The organism is Aliiroseovarius pelagivivens (genome assembly GCF_900302485.1).
Taxonomy (GTDB): domain Bacteria; phylum Pseudomonadota; class Alphaproteobacteria; order Rhodobacterales; family Rhodobacteraceae; genus Aliiroseovarius; species Aliiroseovarius pelagivivens.
Window position 1 is genome coordinate 460,355 of the sequence record NZ_OMOI01000002.1, and the last position, 15,011, is coordinate 475,365.

14 protein-coding genes are annotated in these 15,011 nt (G+C 58.3%); 8 read left to right on the forward strand and 6 right to left on the reverse strand.

The window, feature by feature from the left end; genetic code table 11:
• Positions 1 to 74: 74 nt before the first annotated feature.
• From lpxK to ALP8811_RS14445, 6 genes are all read right to left on the reverse strand, one after another.
• Positions 75 to 1,073 carry a tetraacyldisaccharide 4'-kinase gene (gene lpxK / locus ALP8811_RS14420; RefSeq protein ID WP_108857956.1) on the reverse strand — a complete coding sequence of 333 codons (999 nt, stop codon included), beginning with the start codon at positions 1,071 to 1,073 and terminating at the stop codon, positions 75 to 77.
• A complete protein-coding gene (locus ALP8811_RS14425) occupies positions 1,073 to 2,359 on the reverse strand; it encodes a 3-deoxy-D-manno-octulosonic acid transferase (RefSeq protein WP_108857957.1) in 1,287 nt (428 codons plus the stop codon). The genes lpxK and ALP8811_RS14425 overlap by 1 nt, the downstream gene beginning before the upstream one ends.
• A gap of 83 nt (positions 2,360 to 2,442) precedes the next feature.
• On the reverse strand, positions 2,443 to 3,360 hold the full coding sequence (locus tag ALP8811_RS14430; protein ID WP_108857958.1) for an alpha/beta hydrolase: 918 nt from the start codon (positions 3,358 to 3,360) through the stop codon (positions 2,443 to 2,445).
• Between the two features lie 9 nt (positions 3,361 to 3,369).
• The gene (gene arsJ / locus ALP8811_RS14435) at positions 3,370 to 4,623 is read right to left on the reverse strand and encodes an organoarsenical effux MFS transporter ArsJ (protein ID WP_108857959.1); all 1,254 of its coding nucleotides are present in this window, start codon (positions 4,621 to 4,623) and stop codon (positions 3,370 to 3,372) included.
• Positions 4,620 to 5,624: an ArsJ-associated glyceraldehyde-3-phosphate dehydrogenase gene (locus ALP8811_RS14440; protein ID WP_108857960.1), complete on the reverse strand. Its 1,005-nt coding sequence runs from the start codon at positions 5,622 to 5,624 to the stop codon at positions 4,620 to 4,622. The genes arsJ and ALP8811_RS14440 overlap by 4 nt, the downstream gene beginning before the upstream one ends.
• Positions 5,625 to 5,704: 80 nt before the next feature.
• Positions 5,705 to 6,772, reverse strand: a complete 1,068-nt coding sequence (locus tag ALP8811_RS14445; RefSeq protein WP_181363781.1) for an NAD(P)-dependent oxidoreductase — start codon at positions 6,770 to 6,772, stop codon at positions 5,705 to 5,707.
• A gap of 337 nt (positions 6,773 to 7,109) precedes the next feature.
• On the opposite strand from ALP8811_RS14445, the gene ALP8811_RS14450 reads away from it, so the two are divergent.
• The 8 genes from ALP8811_RS14450 to hpf all read left to right on the forward strand — a co-directional run bounded on the left by ALP8811_RS14450 (position 7,110) and on the right by hpf (position 14,984).
• Positions 7,110 to 9,935, forward strand: coding sequence for a molybdopterin oxidoreductase family protein (locus ALP8811_RS14450; RefSeq protein ID WP_108857962.1), 2,826 nt, complete (start codon positions 7,110 to 7,112; stop codon positions 9,933 to 9,935).
• Positions 9,935 to 10,666, forward strand: a complete 732-nt coding sequence (locus ALP8811_RS14455) for a 4Fe-4S dicluster domain-containing protein (RefSeq protein WP_108857963.1) — start codon at positions 9,935 to 9,937, stop codon at positions 10,664 to 10,666. Before ALP8811_RS14450 ends, ALP8811_RS14455 begins: the two co-directional genes overlap by 1 nt.
• A gap of 12 nt (positions 10,667 to 10,678) precedes the next feature.
• On the forward strand, positions 10,679 to 11,548 hold the full coding sequence (locus ALP8811_RS14460) for a dimethyl sulfoxide reductase anchor subunit family protein (RefSeq protein WP_108857964.1): 870 nt from the start codon (positions 10,679 to 10,681) through the stop codon (positions 11,546 to 11,548).
• A gap of 63 nt (positions 11,549 to 11,611) precedes the next feature.
• Positions 11,612 to 12,223 carry a ribonuclease D gene (locus tag ALP8811_RS14465; RefSeq protein ID WP_108857965.1) on the forward strand — a complete coding sequence of 204 codons (612 nt, stop codon included), beginning with the start codon at positions 11,612 to 11,614 and terminating at the stop codon, positions 12,221 to 12,223.
• Positions 12,224 to 12,286: 63 nt separating this feature from the next.
• Positions 12,287 to 12,910, forward strand: coding sequence for an LPS export ABC transporter periplasmic protein LptC (gene lptC, locus ALP8811_RS14470; RefSeq protein WP_108857966.1), 624 nt, complete (start codon positions 12,287 to 12,289; stop codon positions 12,908 to 12,910).
• Complete coding sequence (locus ALP8811_RS14475; RefSeq protein ID WP_108858302.1) at positions 12,910 to 13,404, forward strand: LptA/OstA family protein; 495 nt, start codon at positions 12,910 to 12,912, stop codon at positions 13,402 to 13,404. Before lptC ends, ALP8811_RS14475 begins: the two co-directional genes overlap by 1 nt.
• Positions 13,404 to 14,162: an LPS export ABC transporter ATP-binding protein gene (lptB, locus tag ALP8811_RS14480; RefSeq protein ID WP_108857967.1), complete on the forward strand. Its 759-nt coding sequence runs from the start codon at positions 13,404 to 13,406 to the stop codon at positions 14,160 to 14,162. The genes ALP8811_RS14475 and lptB overlap by 1 nt, the downstream gene beginning before the upstream one ends.
• A 243-nt stretch (positions 14,163 to 14,405) precedes the next feature.
• Positions 14,406 to 14,984: a ribosome hibernation-promoting factor, HPF/YfiA family gene (gene hpf, locus ALP8811_RS14485; RefSeq protein ID WP_108857968.1), complete on the forward strand. Its 579-nt coding sequence runs from the start codon at positions 14,406 to 14,408 to the stop codon at positions 14,982 to 14,984.
• Positions 14,985 to 15,011 lie beyond the last annotated feature (27 nt).

Below are 15,011 nucleotides of genomic sequence, written 5' to 3' on the forward strand. Positions count from 1 at the left end.
TCGCCAATACCTTGTCGCGCTTCGCGCTCTCAGGACATTGGCGATCTGAATATCTAACGATTTCTCGAAACGCGTTAACCCGCTAAGATACGCGCAAGCGCCGCGTCAACTGCGCTCCAATCCTCTAGCTCTAATCGAACTGGCACGGTCAACACCTTGCGGCGAAACCCGTCAGGCAGGCGTACCGCGTCCTTTTCTGTGGTCACCAACTGGGCACCGAGTGCTGCGGCTTCGATCTCAAGCCGTTTCATCAGCGCATCGGTCAGCGGTTGATGATCGGCCAGCGCCTCGGCCCTTAGAAGATTTGCGCCCAAATCACTGACGGTGGCAAAGAACTTTTCGGGCAGGCCGATCCCGGCAAAGGCAAGCACATTCATCCCCTCCCAGTCCATACCGGTTTGAAGCGGTTCAAGCTGTCCAGTGGCATGCGGGCAGGTAATCACTTTGTCCCATTTCTGCTGGAATAGGGTCTGTGCGCGGGCATGACCGACTGACAGCAGAAGGTCCGCGCGTTTCATCCCGGCGCGGACGGGTTCGCGTAGGGGGCCGGCCGGAATACAACGAGCGTTTCCGAACCCTTTCACCGCGTCGACAACCACGATGGACAGCGTCTTGTGTACACTCGGGTTTTGAAAGCCGTCATCCATCAGAATGATCTCGGCACCGGCCGCTTCGGCGGCTTGCACCCCCTTCACACGATCCCGGGCAATCCAGGTGGGCGCAAAAGCAGCCATCAGAAGCGGCTCATCCCCGACCTGATCCGCCCCATGTTGACGTTCGTCCACACGCAGCGGGCCTTCTTCACTGCCACGGTGACCACGCGACACGATATGCACCACCTTGCCTTGCGATATTAGTCTTTGCGCCAGCGCAATGGTCGTCGGGGTCTTTCCAGTTCCTCCGGCATTGATATTGCCGATGCAAACCACAGGAACCGAGGCACGATAGGCGTCGTTTGCACCCGCAACGCGTCGGGCGGTGCCAAATCCGTAAAGCCAGCCCAATGGTGACAAAAGGCGCGCGCGCCAATCCGGCTTGTCAGGATCGGTGAACCAATAACTGGGTGTACGCATTAAAAAACCTTTCGACTTTCAGCTTCATCCAGAAGATCCAGAAGCCGCTGCATCAAGAACTCACTGACATCTGCGCCCTTGGTGGTGACGTCCCACGCGGCCATCGCCATTTCTGCGGCTTTGTCCGGTGCCAGAAGGTGCTCGATCTCGACCGCCAGAGTTGAGGCGTCGCGCACCCGGCGCGCTGCCCCGGCGCTGGCAAGACGATCCAAGGAAGCTGCGTGCCTTCCCCCCTCGGGGCCAAAAAGCACGACAGACCCCAAAGCAGCGGGATCCAGTGGATTTCTGTTGGCCCCACCTGCCAGGGTTCCGCCGATCCATGTGATCGACGCCAAATGCATCCAAAGCTCGCATTCATCAGCGCGATCGACGACAAATATCTGATCATCCCGATGCGGGCAGTCATCGTTCGTGCGGGTGGAAATGATCCAACTGTCACGCTCAAGCTGCTCGGTCAGACCAGTCGAGCGGGCTGGGTCTTCGGGAATCAAAACCAGTAAAAGACGATGAGACTTGCGGATAAGAATGCGATGCGCATTCAGGATGGCATTCTCCTCGCTCGGGTCTACGCCTGCGGCCAACCAGACAGGGCGCGCATCTAGTTTCTGCGCGATGCGATCTCGTTCTTCAATGTCACATCCGGGCACCTGACTGAGAGGTTGAAGAAGGCCTGTGACGCGCATCTTCTCGACCGGGATGCCAAGGCGCAGAAGTTCGCGCCGAGACGCGCCGTCTTTGGCAATAATAGAGTCTATTTCCGCCGCAGCATCGCGCAAGGCAGATAGCTTGAAGCGCTGAGTCAGACCTCGATCCTGCGGGATCTTTGCCCCCATCCAGATGACCGAGACGCCCCTTTTTTTCAACGCATCTAAGACTACCAGATCAATTTCAGGATGCACCCAAATGACCACATCCGGTTGCCAATGATCCAGAAAGTTGCGGATCGGAGCAGGTTCGAACTTAGGGCCGACATGATAGATGCCGTCAGGCGGTGCGGCGTCATTGGGATGTCGGTCTTGTGTGGTAAGCAAAAGCGTCACGTCACCCATTTCAGCGCGCAGCGGCGGGATCAGCGACATCAGCGCTTCGCTTTCCGTCAAATCGGGCAGACAGGCCCAGACAACCAGCCCCTCTGGGCGCACATGTTCAGATTTGCCCTGCCGCGCCTGCTTGATCGCCTGCGTCGCTTCATCCTGCGCCCTATCTGACGGCGTAAGCCGTTCAGTAGGTTTCTTGCCTTGCAAAGCCTGCAAGCGTCGCAACAGCGATGATCTGATCAGCGACATGACCTGCCTTCTTTCAATGACGCCATCAGGCGCAAATTCCGTTTGTCAGACTAAGGGAATCGAAGGCGGGGGGAAAGCCGCGATCAGTGATGCCATTCGCCGCGCGCCAACATAGTGATTTGCTGGGTGATGCGCTCGAAACTGCGACGCGCGCGCGTGGACTGATGGCGTGCCCGCAGATAGCCATGCACCAACCCCGTTTCATTGAACCAAACGGCTTTTCCGCCGGCGTTGAGAATAGCGTCACGATAGGTGCGCCCATCATCCGCCAAGGGATCACATTCCGCCGTAATAGAGACTGTTGGCGGCAGATTGCTAAAGTCCGTATCCTCGAGCGGAGCGGCGGTTGGATCTGGCCGATCGGGCGGGCTCGCATATCGGATCGCGTTGTAGAACTTCAGATCCTCCATCGACAACATAGGTGCCTTGGCGTGGTCGATATACGAGCCTTTGGTCAAGTCACCGCCCAGACCGGGATAGATCAGAACCTGACCTGCGATCTGCACCTGCCCACGCAATGCGTGGCAAGACGCTGCGGCCAGATTACCGCCGGCGCTGTCCCCAACCAAAACAAGCGGTTTGGGCCATGTTAGAGACACATATTTCACAACAGCCAGCGCATCATCGAACGCAGCAGGGTGGGGATGTTCTGGGCACAACCGGTAGTCAACACTGACCACACGCAGCCCGGTTTCGTGGGCAATTTCAGCGCAGACATCATCGTGGCTTTCCAGCCCTCCGACCACGAACCCTCCGCCATGGAAATAGGCCACGGTGCCCTTGGGGTCGTTTGGTTCATAGATACGTGTTGGGACAGTTTCGATGGTCTGATCCCGCACCTCCAGCCCTTCGGGATAGCCCGCGAAGAAGGCACGGCACATGTTGTTGTAAACCTCGCGCTGCTGGGCCGCAGATCGGTTCACCGCGTCGGGGGGGTAATGTGCGTCCGTCTCGCGAATAAAGCGCCAGATTTCATCGTCGATCAGTTTTGAATAGTCCATACCCGCACGCTAGGCGGCATGATCCAGCTTGGCAAGCTGGCGTGCGGACACCCAACTGGCAGCGGACATTGCGGCGGCGGTCCCAAGGCACAAGGACAGACCTCCGAGCTGGTAGGACAGGCCGGACAGAAGCGTGCCGATCAGCCGACCTGCTGCGTTGGACATATAATAGAAGCCCACATCCATCGTCACACGCTCGGCCTTGGTGAAGGCGAGGATTAGATAGGAATGAAGCGAGCTGTTCACCGCAAAGACAAAGCCAAACACCAGAAGACCCGCAACCAGAACCGGGGTCAGCCAGGGCCCGGGGAACAAGGCTGCAACTGCCAAGGCGCCGATCACGATTGTCAGAATGCCAACCCAAAGCGTGGCAAGGCGGGGGAAGTCGTGCGCGTCGCGTTCGGCGGCTTTCAAAAGCTTCGGCGCCCAAGCTTGAACGGCTCCATAGGCGATGATCCATAGTGCCATAAAGCTGCCAATCAGGAAGAATGCGCTCCGATCGCCTGCATGTGTGCCGTCTGATACGACGGCATGGAAGTAGACAGGTATGCCGACCACGAACCACACGTCACGCGCACCGAACAGGAACATCCGCGCCACAGACAGCCGGTTGATCCGCACGTCCTTTGACCAAACTTGCGAGAATTTGGCTGATTTAGAACCCTTCGGAAGCCCGGATGGCATGAAAGCCACCACGCCGATCAGGATCGCGCCCAGCACAATCGCCATTGCGATGACGGATGGCGTAAAGCCGATCAACGCCAGCAATGCGGCCCCTAGCAGGAAGCCAAAGCCCTTCACGGCGTTTTTCGATCCGGTCAGGATTGCCACCCAGCGGAACAGCCCGTCGCCCTCGGGCGCCAGCAGCTTCACCGCGCTTTTGGATGACATCTTGGACAGGTCCTTGGCGACTCCGGACATGCCCTGCACCACCATCACATAGATAACTGAAGTCACGACCGCCCAATCTGCCGATAGCTGCGACAAGGCAATAAGGGCCACAATTTGCAATGTTAGACCCGCATACAGCGTCGAGGTCAGGCCAAACCGCGCGGCGATCCAGCCGGCAGACAGGTTGGTGACAACACCCATGAACTCATACAGCAGGAACAGCCACGCCAGCGTGAAGGGCGAGAAGCCGAGCGTATGGAAATGCAGCAGCACCAGCATCCGCAACGCACCGTCCGACAGCATGAACGCCCAATAGGCGGCTGTGACGGCAACATATGCGGCAAGCCCCTGTTTGGGCTCGGTTAGGGTCACATTGTGGCTCCGACCATGCGGGTGACATCGGCCAGACGGCAGGCGTAACCCCATTCGTTGTCGTACCAGGCATAGATCTTTACCTGCGTGCCATTGATCACCATTGTCGATAGCGCGTCGATGATCGAGCTGCGGGGATCGTTGGTATAATCCGCCGAGACCAGCGGACGCTCCTCGTAGCCGAGAATGTCTTTCAGATCGCCCTCGGCGGCCTCTTTAAAGAAGCCGTTGATCTCTTCGGCGGTGGTTTCCCGCTCGACCTCGAACACGCAGTCCGTCAGCGAGGCATTCAGAAGCGGCACGCGCACGGCGTGGCCGTTCAGGCGCCCGGTCAGCTCGGGGAAAATCTGGGTGATTGCCTTGGCCGATCCAGTCGAGGTCGGGATCAGCGAGTTCAGCGCAGACCGCGCACGACGCAGATCTTTGGCGGGGCGGTCCACGATGGTTTGCGTGTTGGTCACGTCGTGGATCGTGGTCATCGAGCCGTGCTTGATGCCGATCCGATCCAGCAGCACCTTCACCACCGGGGCCAGACAGTTCGTCGTGCAGGACGCCGCAGTCACAAGGTCATGCCCGTCATAGAGGTCGTCATTGACGCCATAGACGATGTTCAGGGCGTTCTCTTCCTTGACCGGGGCGGACACGATTACCTTTTTCACACCAGCGGCATAATACGGGGCCAGCTTTTCGTTGGTTTTGAATGCGCCGGTGCAGTCGATCACCATATCAACGCCCAGCTCTTCCAGCGGAAGCGCGTCCAGCGTCCAAGATCCGGTCAGCTTCATTTCTTGGCCGTTGATCGTGATGCTGTCTTCACCCGCCGAGAACTCGGCCGGCCAGCGGCCATGCACGGTGTCCCATTCCAGCAGATGCGCATGCTGTTCAGCGTTGCCCACAGGGTCGTTCAGCTGCACGATTTCTCCGGGGGCACCGTTGTCGATCAGGTCCCGCAGAACCAGTTTGCCCATGCGGCCAAGTCCGTTGATTGCGATACGTGTCATGTCATGCCCCTTTCGATGGATCCCGTTCTTGCGGGATATGTCGAAGGCGTAACAGATTTATGACGTCGCAAACAATGGGGTCAAAGCGAGGCGCGCGGAGCCAAGCTCATCGCATGCGATGCGGTTTCCGAGGTCTGATTCAACGATATGATATTACCCTGAGAATGGGTGGCATAACCGGCGTTTGATACACCTGGAACCACCTGAACCTCGGCCCCCTGCCCCGTCAGACGCGCAATCCAAGACTTCGCATCTGCCCGACTTGCCGGGTCACCCGAAACCAGCCAAACCACGCGGCGCCCGCTATTCGCCATCCCGGCATAGTCGGCCAACGCGGCGTCATCCGCAGTCATCCGAGTTGCGTCACGGCGGGTCAGTGCCAGAATGTCGGAATTGGCCGACGCATCGTGCACAATCACATCAGCACGCTGCATGACAGACAGGGCGCGGAAGGTCAGCAGATCCTGAGCGCCCGATCCGATGCCCACCAGCCAGATCCCACCCTTCTGATCCGGGTCTTCACCGGTAAGGGATTGGTCGATCAGCTCTTCGGCGCGGACCTCGTCGCCCGCTAGGAAGGCATCGCCAATCGGGCCCTCGATCATCTGTTCCCAAAAGCGACGGCGGGCGCGGCCGCTGGTAATATGTGTCTCTACTTTGCCGCGAAACCCGCTGAGGAAACTGGCAAGGCGGCCATAGCCAGACGGCAAAAGCGACTCGATCCGGGCACGCAAAATGCGCGCGATGACAGGCGCGGCGCCCCCGGTCGAGATAGCGATGGTGACGGGGCTGCGATCGACAATCGACGGCGTAATAAAATCGCAGAGCGGCTTCACATCCGCGACGTTCACCAGCGCGCCTTCAGCCTTGGCGGCGGCGTACAGGAACTCGTCTCGCTCGGGGATGTCGGATGCGCCATATGCGATGATACAGCCTTTGAAATCTTCCTTTTTCGGCAGGCGCGCATGATGTGTCACACCCGGTCGCTGAAGCAGTCCCAGCAACTCGGCCTGAGGCTCGCTCTCGAACACATGAACCAAAGCACCCGCATCCAAGGCACGTTCAACACGTCGAGCGGCGGTTGTACCGCCGCCGTCTATGACCACTTTCCGGCCCTTTATATCCAGAAATATTGGTAGATGATCCATGTCGCACCTCTGATGAGTTGCATGTGATATGCACATGATCGGGAAATATTTCCATAGATTCGCCAATTGCGACCATTCGAAAAGGACAGAACGCCCCCGTGACAACCTTCCGAGGGTCGTTGTTCTAAAATCGGTGAACTATCTAGTCCAATTTCGTGGTGCTTACGCCGTAATGGTCGAGTCGCCAGCGCTTGAATTCTGGATATAATCGCAAGAGCTTCTGGACCTACCGGACCCCCCGTCGAAATCGGCACTTTAGGAACAAGACCAACAGGGTCGCGCAAAGATGCGTCCGTCAACCGAACCGCAAAAGCGGCCATAGGACCAGCAACACGTGATGAGTAAACCGGAAAACATCCAGATCGACACCTCCCCTCCTGTCTCGGACGAGGTACGGAAAACGACGTGCTATATGTGTGCCTGCCGATGTGGGATCAACGTGCATATGAAAGACGGCAAGGTCGCCTATATCGAGGGCAACCGCGATCACCCTGTGAACAAAGGCGTTTTGTGCGGCAAGGGATCGGCCGGGATCATGCAGCATTACGCGCCATCGCGTCTGCGGGCGCCGCTGAAACGAGTCGGTCCGCGCGGATCGGGCGAGTTCGAGGAGATTTCCTGGGACGAAGCGCTAGAGATGGCCGTCGGCTGGATGGGACCGCTGCGCAACGAAGATCCGTCAAAGCTGGCGTTCTTCACCGGACGTGATCAAAGCCAAAGCTTCACCTCGTGGTTTGCCCAAAGCTATGGCACGCCGAACTACGCCGCACATGGTGGGTTCTGTTCCGTCAACATGGCGGCGGCAGGCATCTACACGATGGGCGGCGCGTTTTGGGAGTTCGGCCAGCCCGACTGGGACCGTACCAAACTGTTCATGTTGTTCGGTGTCGCGGAAGACCACGATTCAAACCCGATCAAGATCGGTCTGGGCAAGCTGAAAGAGCGCGGCGCGCGCGTGATTGGCGTGAACCCGATCCGCTCGGGTTATAACGCGATTGCAGATGAATGGGTGGGGATCACGCCCGGCACGGACGGGTTGTTTATCCTTGCGCTGGTGCACGAGCTGTTCCGCGCAGGTCAGGTCGATCTGAACTATTTGTCGCGCTATACCAACGCGGGCTTCATCGTAAATGAAGAGCCTAACACAGCGGAAACCGGCCTTTTCCTGCGTGGCGCAACTGGCAAACCGCAGGTCATCTGCCGCGAGACCGGAAAGCTGGCGGACTATGACACGCCCGGCGTAATGCCCGATCTTGCCGCCACCTATCGCCACGCGGGCCAAAGCCATCGCCCCGTGTTCCAGCTGATGGCGGAACGCTATCTTTCGGACGAATATGCCCCTGATGCCGTGGCCGATCGCACTGGTGTTTCGGCAGACAGAATACGCTCTATTGCAGCAGAACTTGCCCATGTGGCCTTCGAGGAAGAGATCGTTCTGGATCAGCCTTGGACCGATTGGAAGGGTGAAAAGCACGACAAGATGATCGGCCGTCCGGTCAGCTTCCACGCGATGCGCGGGATCTCGGCGCATTCGAACGGCTTCCAGACCTGCCGCGCGCTGCATGTGCTACAGATCCTGCTGGGATCGGTCGAGGTACCGGGCGGATTCCGCTTTAAACCGCCCTATCCCAAACCCTATGACGCCCACCCCACCCCGCATGTCGGGGTGACCGTTGGCGGGCCGCTGGACGGGCCGCATCTGGGGTTCGTCCGAGGGCCCGAGCATCTGGCCTTGAAGGAAGACGGCAGCCCAGCGCGGATCGACAAAGCGTTCACATGGGAGAACCCGATGTCCAGCCATGGGCTGATGCATATGGTGATCTCGAACGCACATGCCGGCGATCCCTATAAAATCGACACGCTGTTCCTGTATATGGCTAACATGGCGTGGAACTCGTCGATGAACTCGTCCGAGGTGATGCGGATGCTCACCGACAAAGACGACAACGGCGACTACGTTATCCCGCACATCATCTACTCGGATGCCTATAGTTCGGAAATGGTCGCCTATGCGGACCTGATCCTTCCGGACACGACCTATTTGGAGCGTCACGACTGTATCTCTCTGCTTGATCGCCCGATCTGTGAAGCAGACGGCGCGGCTGATGCGATCCGCTGGCCGGTGGTCGAGCCTGACCGCGATGTGCGCGGGTTCCAGACGGTTCTGATCCAACTGGGCGTCAAAATGGGACTGCCCGGTTTCGTGAACGAAGACGGGTCTGCCAAGTATGAAGATTATGCCGATTACATCGTCAATCACGAACGCCGTCCGGGCGTCGGTCCGCTGGCCGGCTGGCGCGGTGAAGACGGCAATGGAAAGGGCCGAGGAGAGCCTAATCCGGCCCAACTTGATAAATATATCGAGAATGGCGGCTTCTGGGTTAACCACGTTCCCGAGAACGCAAGCTTCTATAAGCCGTGGAACAAGCACTATCAGGAGTGGGCAGTGAAGCGCGGGATTTTCGATGTGGAATCGCCCTATGTCTTCAGCCTCTATGTCGAACCGATGCGCAAGTTCCAGCTGGCCGCCGAAGGGTTCGGAGACCGCCAGCCCCCCGACAATCTGCGCGAACAGATCGGGCAAACGATGGACCCGCTGCCCATTTGGTACGAGCCCTTCGAGAACAGCAATGTCGACACGGATGAGTATCCGATCCACGCCCTAACCCAGCGCCCGATGCATATGTATCACTCGTGGGGCACGCAGAACGCGTGGCTGCGTCAGATCACCGGGAAGAACTACCTGTATCTGCCCACCAAGATCTGGGAAGAGCACGGGTTCAAAGATGGGGATTTCGCAACCGTGTCATCCGTGCATGGACAGATCACCGTACCTGTCGCACATCACGCAGGGCTGAACGGCGATACGATCTGGACGTGGAACGCCATCGGCAAGCGCAAGGGCGCTTGGGCGCTAGATGAAGACGCGCCCGAGGCCAAAGATGGCTTCCTTCTGAACCACCTGATCAGCGAGCTTCAGCCGCCGAAAGGTGACGGCCTCCGCTGGTCGAATTCGGACCCGATTACTGGGCAAGCCGCGTGGTTCGATTTGCGCGTGAAAATCGAGAAAGCAGAGACTAAACCTGCGGAAAGCCAGCCTGCGTACCCACCGATCAAGTCCCCCGTGGGCAAAGGCCCCAAAACTGTGGCGAGGAAGATCTGATGACTGCTTTGCCTTCGAAAACTGACAAGAAGCTGGGTCTGGTCATCGACCTTGATACCTGCGTGGGCTGCCATGGCTGCGTGACCGCCTGTAAGGGCTGGAACACGCAGAACTATGGCGCGCCGCTGTCCGACCAGGATGCCTATGGCGCGGATCCGTCCGGCACGTTCCTGAACCGTGTGTTCAGCTATGAAGCGCAGAAAGAGGGCTGTACCTCGCAAACCGTGCACATGCCCCGGTCCTGTCTGCATTGCGAAGACGCGCCCTGCGTGACCGTTTGCCCAACCGGCGCAAGCTATAAGCGCGAAGAAGACGGGATCGTTCTGGTGAACGAGGATCGCTGTATCGGCTGCGGCCTGTGCGCATGGTCCTGCCCCTATGGTGCGCGGGAACTGGATCGCGAAGCGGGTGTCATGAAGAAATGCACCCTCTGCGTGGACCGGATCTATAACGAGAACCTGCCGGAAGAAGACCGCGTGCCTGCTTGCGTACGCACCTGCCCGTCCGGCGCGCGTCATTTCGGAGACCTGGGCGACCCAGACAGCGATGTATCAAAACTGGTCGCCGATCGCGGCGGGTTTGACCTGATGCCGGATCTGGGCACAAAGCCCGTAAACAAATACCTGCCGCCCCGCCCCAAGGATCAGCTGGACACCGCGCCGCTGAACAAGGTCGCGGATGAACCCAAAGGGTTCCTTGGTTGGCTGGACAAAGCGCTCGACAAGCTCTGACGGAGGAAACGGATGCATCCCGCACCCAGTGTTATCATCTTCACCACCTTTTCCGGGCTTGGCTTCGGGCTTTTGGCCTGGATGGGTCTTGGCATTCCTGATGTCGGCGGCATGACGCTGCTGGCGTTTTTCGTGATTGCCTTTGTGCTGGCGGCAGGGGGGCTTCTGGCCTCGACCTTCCATCTGGGCAACAAGAAGAACGCAATCTACGCCTTCAGCCAATGGCGAACATCTTGGCTGAGCCGCGAGGGCGTGGCTGCTGTCGTGACGCTCACCCTGTTTGGCTTGGTCGCTTTGGGGCAAGTATTCCTTGGTGCTAAAATGGCCTTTTCGGGCGCAATAGGCTCTATCTTAGCAATCATCACCGTCTTCACGACCTCGATGATTTACACCCAGCTCAAGACGATTTCGCGCTGGAACCAACCGCTTACCCCAGTGCTGTTTCTGCTTCACGCCATTGGCGGCGGAGCCCTTCTGGCGGGCGAGGCGAAGATTGCTGGCGTCCTGCTGGCCGCACTTGCCGTGGTCATGTGGCTGCACTGGCAACAAGGTGACGCACGGGCGGCCAATCGCGGCACGCTGGGCGATGCCACCGGACTGGGTCATCTGGGCGAGGTCCGGATGTTCGAAAGCGGCCATACCGGCGGCAACTATGTACTGGACGAGATGGTCTATCGCGTTGGCCGCAAACACGCGCAAAAACTGCGCATGATCGCGCTGGGTCTTGCCGCGGTTCTGCCTGCTGCGATCCTACTGCTCACCCCAGCGGGTCATGTCACCGCCTTCATCGCGCTTGCCATGCATATCGCGGGCGCCATCGTCGGCCGTTGGCTGTTCTTCGCCGAAGCCGAGCATGTTGTGGGGCTTTATTACGGCAAATAACCCTTTTCATTGAACCTTCATCCCCGTGGGCCTATCACGGGGAAAAGCATTAATGAGGGCGACATGGCCAACCATCTTTACAAGCGCGACCTTCCCGATGGGCTGGACCTTGGTCCTGTCGTAGCCATCGACTGTGAAACCATGGGTCTGAACCCGCATCGCGACCGCCTGTGCGTGGTGCAGATGTCGGGCGGAGACGGCAATGCCCATATGGTGCAGGTCGAGAAAGGCCAGACCAGCGCGCCGAACTTGGAAAAGATGCTGGTTGATCCCAACGTGCTGAAGATTTTCCACTTTGGCCGGTTCGACATCGCCGCCATGCTGAACGCATTCGGCGTGGTCACGGCGCCTGTCTATTGCACCAAGATCGCCTCGAAACTGATACGCACCTATACGGATCGCCACGGGCTGCGGAACCTGCTGGATCAGCTTTTGAAGGTGGATATCTCGAAACAACAGCAAATGAGCGATTGGGGCGCGGTAGAGCTGACCGAGGCGCAGCTGGACTATGCAGCATCCGACGTATTGCATCTGCACCGCCTGCGGGAAGAGCTGAACATGCGCTTGGACCGTGAAGGCCGGACCGAAATGGCACAGGCCTGTTTCGACTTCCTGCCGATGCGCGCTCAGCTGGATCTGGCCGGTTGGCCCGAACAGGACATCTTTGCGCACTAAAGGGTGTCTTGGAATCCGGCGCATCCGCGCTAGATAACAAACAACCCCAACGGAAGGCCCCGCATGTCCGGCACCGGCATTACATATACGCGTCTTGTGAACTGGCTGAAAATCATTCTGCCAGCCACCGCGCTTGTGCTGCTGTCCTTGATGTTTCTGGTGTCGAAATCTGTCGATCCAACCACGTCGCTGACCTATGCGCGGATCAATCTGGACGAGCTGACGGGCGAACAGAAGATCACCAACCCTCAGTTCTCAAGCGTGACCGAAGATGGCGCGGCGATCCAGTTCCGGGCGGCAAGCGCTGCGCCGGATGAAGAACGCGCCAACTATTTCAAAGCGTTAGAGCTTGAGGCCGACATCGAAACTCCGGACGGTGCGCAGGTGAATATCAGGGCAGCTCGGGCGGATATTGATGGCGCAAAGAACCAAATCAATCTTTCCGGTGGCGTGTCGTTGCACACCTCAACGGATTACTGGATCTCGACCGAAACGCTGACCACGGCGATGGACAGCACCTATGTTGCCAGCAACGGACCGGTCGAAGCCACAGGCCCTATGGGCGACCTTTCCGCGGGCGATGCGGTCATTTCCCGCGCAGAAGGTGAAGGCGGCGGCTATGTTCTTGTTTTCAAGGACGGGGTGAAGCTGGTATATGATCCGAAAGATAAGGGGGAAACCCGGTGATCAAACGCAGCTCTTTCTATGCGCTTCTGGTAGCGCTTTGTTTGCCTGTCGCGGCTTTCGCGCAGTCCAATGTGGCGTTTGGCGGGTTGAAGCACGACAGCAGCCTTCCGATCGAGATCTCGGCTGATCAACTGACCGTGGATCAAGCCAGCGGGGCGGCGACGTTTCAAGGCAACGTTACCATCGGACAGGGCGACATGCGGCTAAGTGCCGGCAAGGTCCGCGTCGAATACGCAACCGGAACTGACACGACGGGCGAGATTTCTCGCCTGCATGCCACAAACGGCGTAACCCTTGTGAACGGCGCTGAAGCTGCCGAAGCACGCGAGGCGGTTTATACCATCGCGACGGGCATGGTTGTGATGACTGGCGGTGTGATCCTGACGCAGGGCCAGAATGCGCTGTCGTCAGACAAGCTGACCGTAAACCTGCGTACAGGCACGGGTCAGATGGATGGGCGGGTCAAATCGATCATCCAGACCGGGGAAAACTGATGGCCGCCCCTGATCTGACAGTTGAGCAAGGCGATGCCGGGCTGCGCATCATTGGATTGCGTAAAAGCTATCGCAAGAAGCCGGTGATCCGCGAGGTGAACCTCGAGCTTCACAGGGGCGAAGTCGTCGCCCTTCTTGGCCCGAATGGCTGCGGTAAATCCACGACGTTCTATGCGATCGCTGGGCTGATTACTCCGGAAGCCGGGCAGGTCATCATCGACGGGCGTGACGTGACGCTTTTGCCGATGTATCGCCGTGCGCGCCGTGGCATCGGCTATTTGCCGCAAGAGATGTCAATCTTCCGGGGCATGAGCGTCGAAGACAATATTCTGTCGATCCTCGAGATTTCAACCAAGGACCGGCACAAGCGCCGTGAACGGCTGGAAGAACTTCTGAACGAGTTTTCGATCAGTCACCTGCGCCGCACACCCGCGATGGCCCTGTCGGGCGGCGAGCGTCGTCGCTGCGAAATCGCGCGCCTTCTGGCCTCGAATCCCAAGTATTTGCTGCTGGATGAACCCTTCGCGGGCGTCGACCCGATTGCGGTCGGCGAAATTCGCACACTGGTTCATGACCTGAAAAACCGTGGTATCGGCGTGTTGATCACCGACCACAACGTGCGCGAGACGCTGGAAATCGTCGACCGCGCTTATATCCTGCATGATGGCCATGTTCTGATGAGCGGAACCACCGATGAAGTGGTGAAGGACGAGAACGTGCGCCGGGTCTATCTGGGTCAGAATTTCTCGATCAACTGACGAAAGTGACACCGGGTCGCTTGACAATCCCCACCGACTCGTCGCCAAATGAAGGTGATGCATGAACACGCAAACCTTCGTTCGTGCCGTGCCCAACACGGGCTCGCACATTTGATCGCCCCGGACTTCATCGGGCGGACAAATCTCTGCAAAGACAAAACAACCCTATGTTTTAAAACGTTTTTCCCGCTTTGTGCCCCCGTGGCATAGGGCCAAATTCCTACAGCGATCAAAGGAGATAGGATGCAATATCAAATCAGTGGCAAGCAGATCGACATTGGTGAAGCCCTTCAGGTTCACGTGAAAGAAGAACTTGGTGGCATTGTTCAAAAGTATGCTGAACGCCCCACCGATGCGCAGGTCATTTTCTCGAAAAGCGCACATGAATATGTCTGTGAAACCATTGTTCACCTGTCCACTGGGCTGACGGCTCAGGCCAAGGGTCACGCGACCGAAATCTATGCGGCATTCGACCAATGTGCCGAAAAAATGGAAAAGCAACTGCGCCGTTATAAGCGCCGGTTGAAGGACCATCACCGTGAACGCGTCGATCCGGTTGAAGTTTTCGGAGGATCCTCGTATATCCTCGCCAAAGAAGAAGGCCAGGACGAGGCAGAGGACGCAACACTCCAGCCCATGATCATCGCCGAAATGGAAACGCGCATCCCGTCGCTTTCCGTTGGCGAGGCTGTCATGCAGATGGAGTTGGCCCACGCCCCCGTACTGGTTTTCAAGAATGAGAAAACTCAGGGTATGAATGTCGTCTACCGTCGTGAAGACGGAAATGTCGGCTGGATCGACCCGGTAAACAACGAAGCGTAGGCCCCCCGCCTTGGCGGGCGGGAAATT

Coding starts and splice junctions, on each gene's coding strand:
- lpxK (WP_108857956.1), bottom strand. CDS start 1,073: ATGCGTACACCCAGTTATTGGTTCACCGATCCTGACAAGCCGGATTGG.
- ALP8811_RS14425 (WP_108857957.1), bottom strand. CDS start 2,359: ATGTCGCTGATCAGATCATCGCTGTTGCGACGCTTGCAGGCTTTGCAA.
- ALP8811_RS14430 (WP_108857958.1), bottom strand. CDS start 3,360: ATGGACTATTCAAAACTGATCGACGATGAAATCTGGCGCTTTATTCGC.
- ALP8811_RS14440 (WP_108857960.1), bottom strand. CDS start 5,624: ATGACACGTATCGCAATCAACGGACTTGGCCGCATGGGCAAACTGGTT.
- ALP8811_RS14445 (WP_181363781.1), bottom strand. CDS start 6,772: ATGGATCATCTACCAATATTTCTGGATATAAAGGGCCGGAAAGTGGTC.
- ALP8811_RS14450 (WP_108857962.1), top strand. CDS start 7,110: ATGAGTAAACCGGAAAACATCCAGATCGACACCTCCCCTCCTGTCTCG.
- ALP8811_RS14455 (WP_108857963.1), top strand. CDS start 9,935: ATGACTGCTTTGCCTTCGAAAACTGACAAGAAGCTGGGTCTGGTCATC.
- ALP8811_RS14460 (WP_108857964.1), top strand. CDS start 10,679: ATGCATCCCGCACCCAGTGTTATCATCTTCACCACCTTTTCCGGGCTT.
- ALP8811_RS14465 (WP_108857965.1), top strand. CDS start 11,612: ATGGCCAACCATCTTTACAAGCGCGACCTTCCCGATGGGCTGGACCTT.
- lptC (WP_108857966.1), top strand. CDS start 12,287: ATGTCCGGCACCGGCATTACATATACGCGTCTTGTGAACTGGCTGAAA.
- lptB (WP_108857967.1), top strand. CDS start 13,404: ATGGCCGCCCCTGATCTGACAGTTGAGCAAGGCGATGCCGGGCTGCGC.
- hpf (WP_108857968.1), top strand. CDS start 14,406: ATGCAATATCAAATCAGTGGCAAGCAGATCGACATTGGTGAAGCCCTT.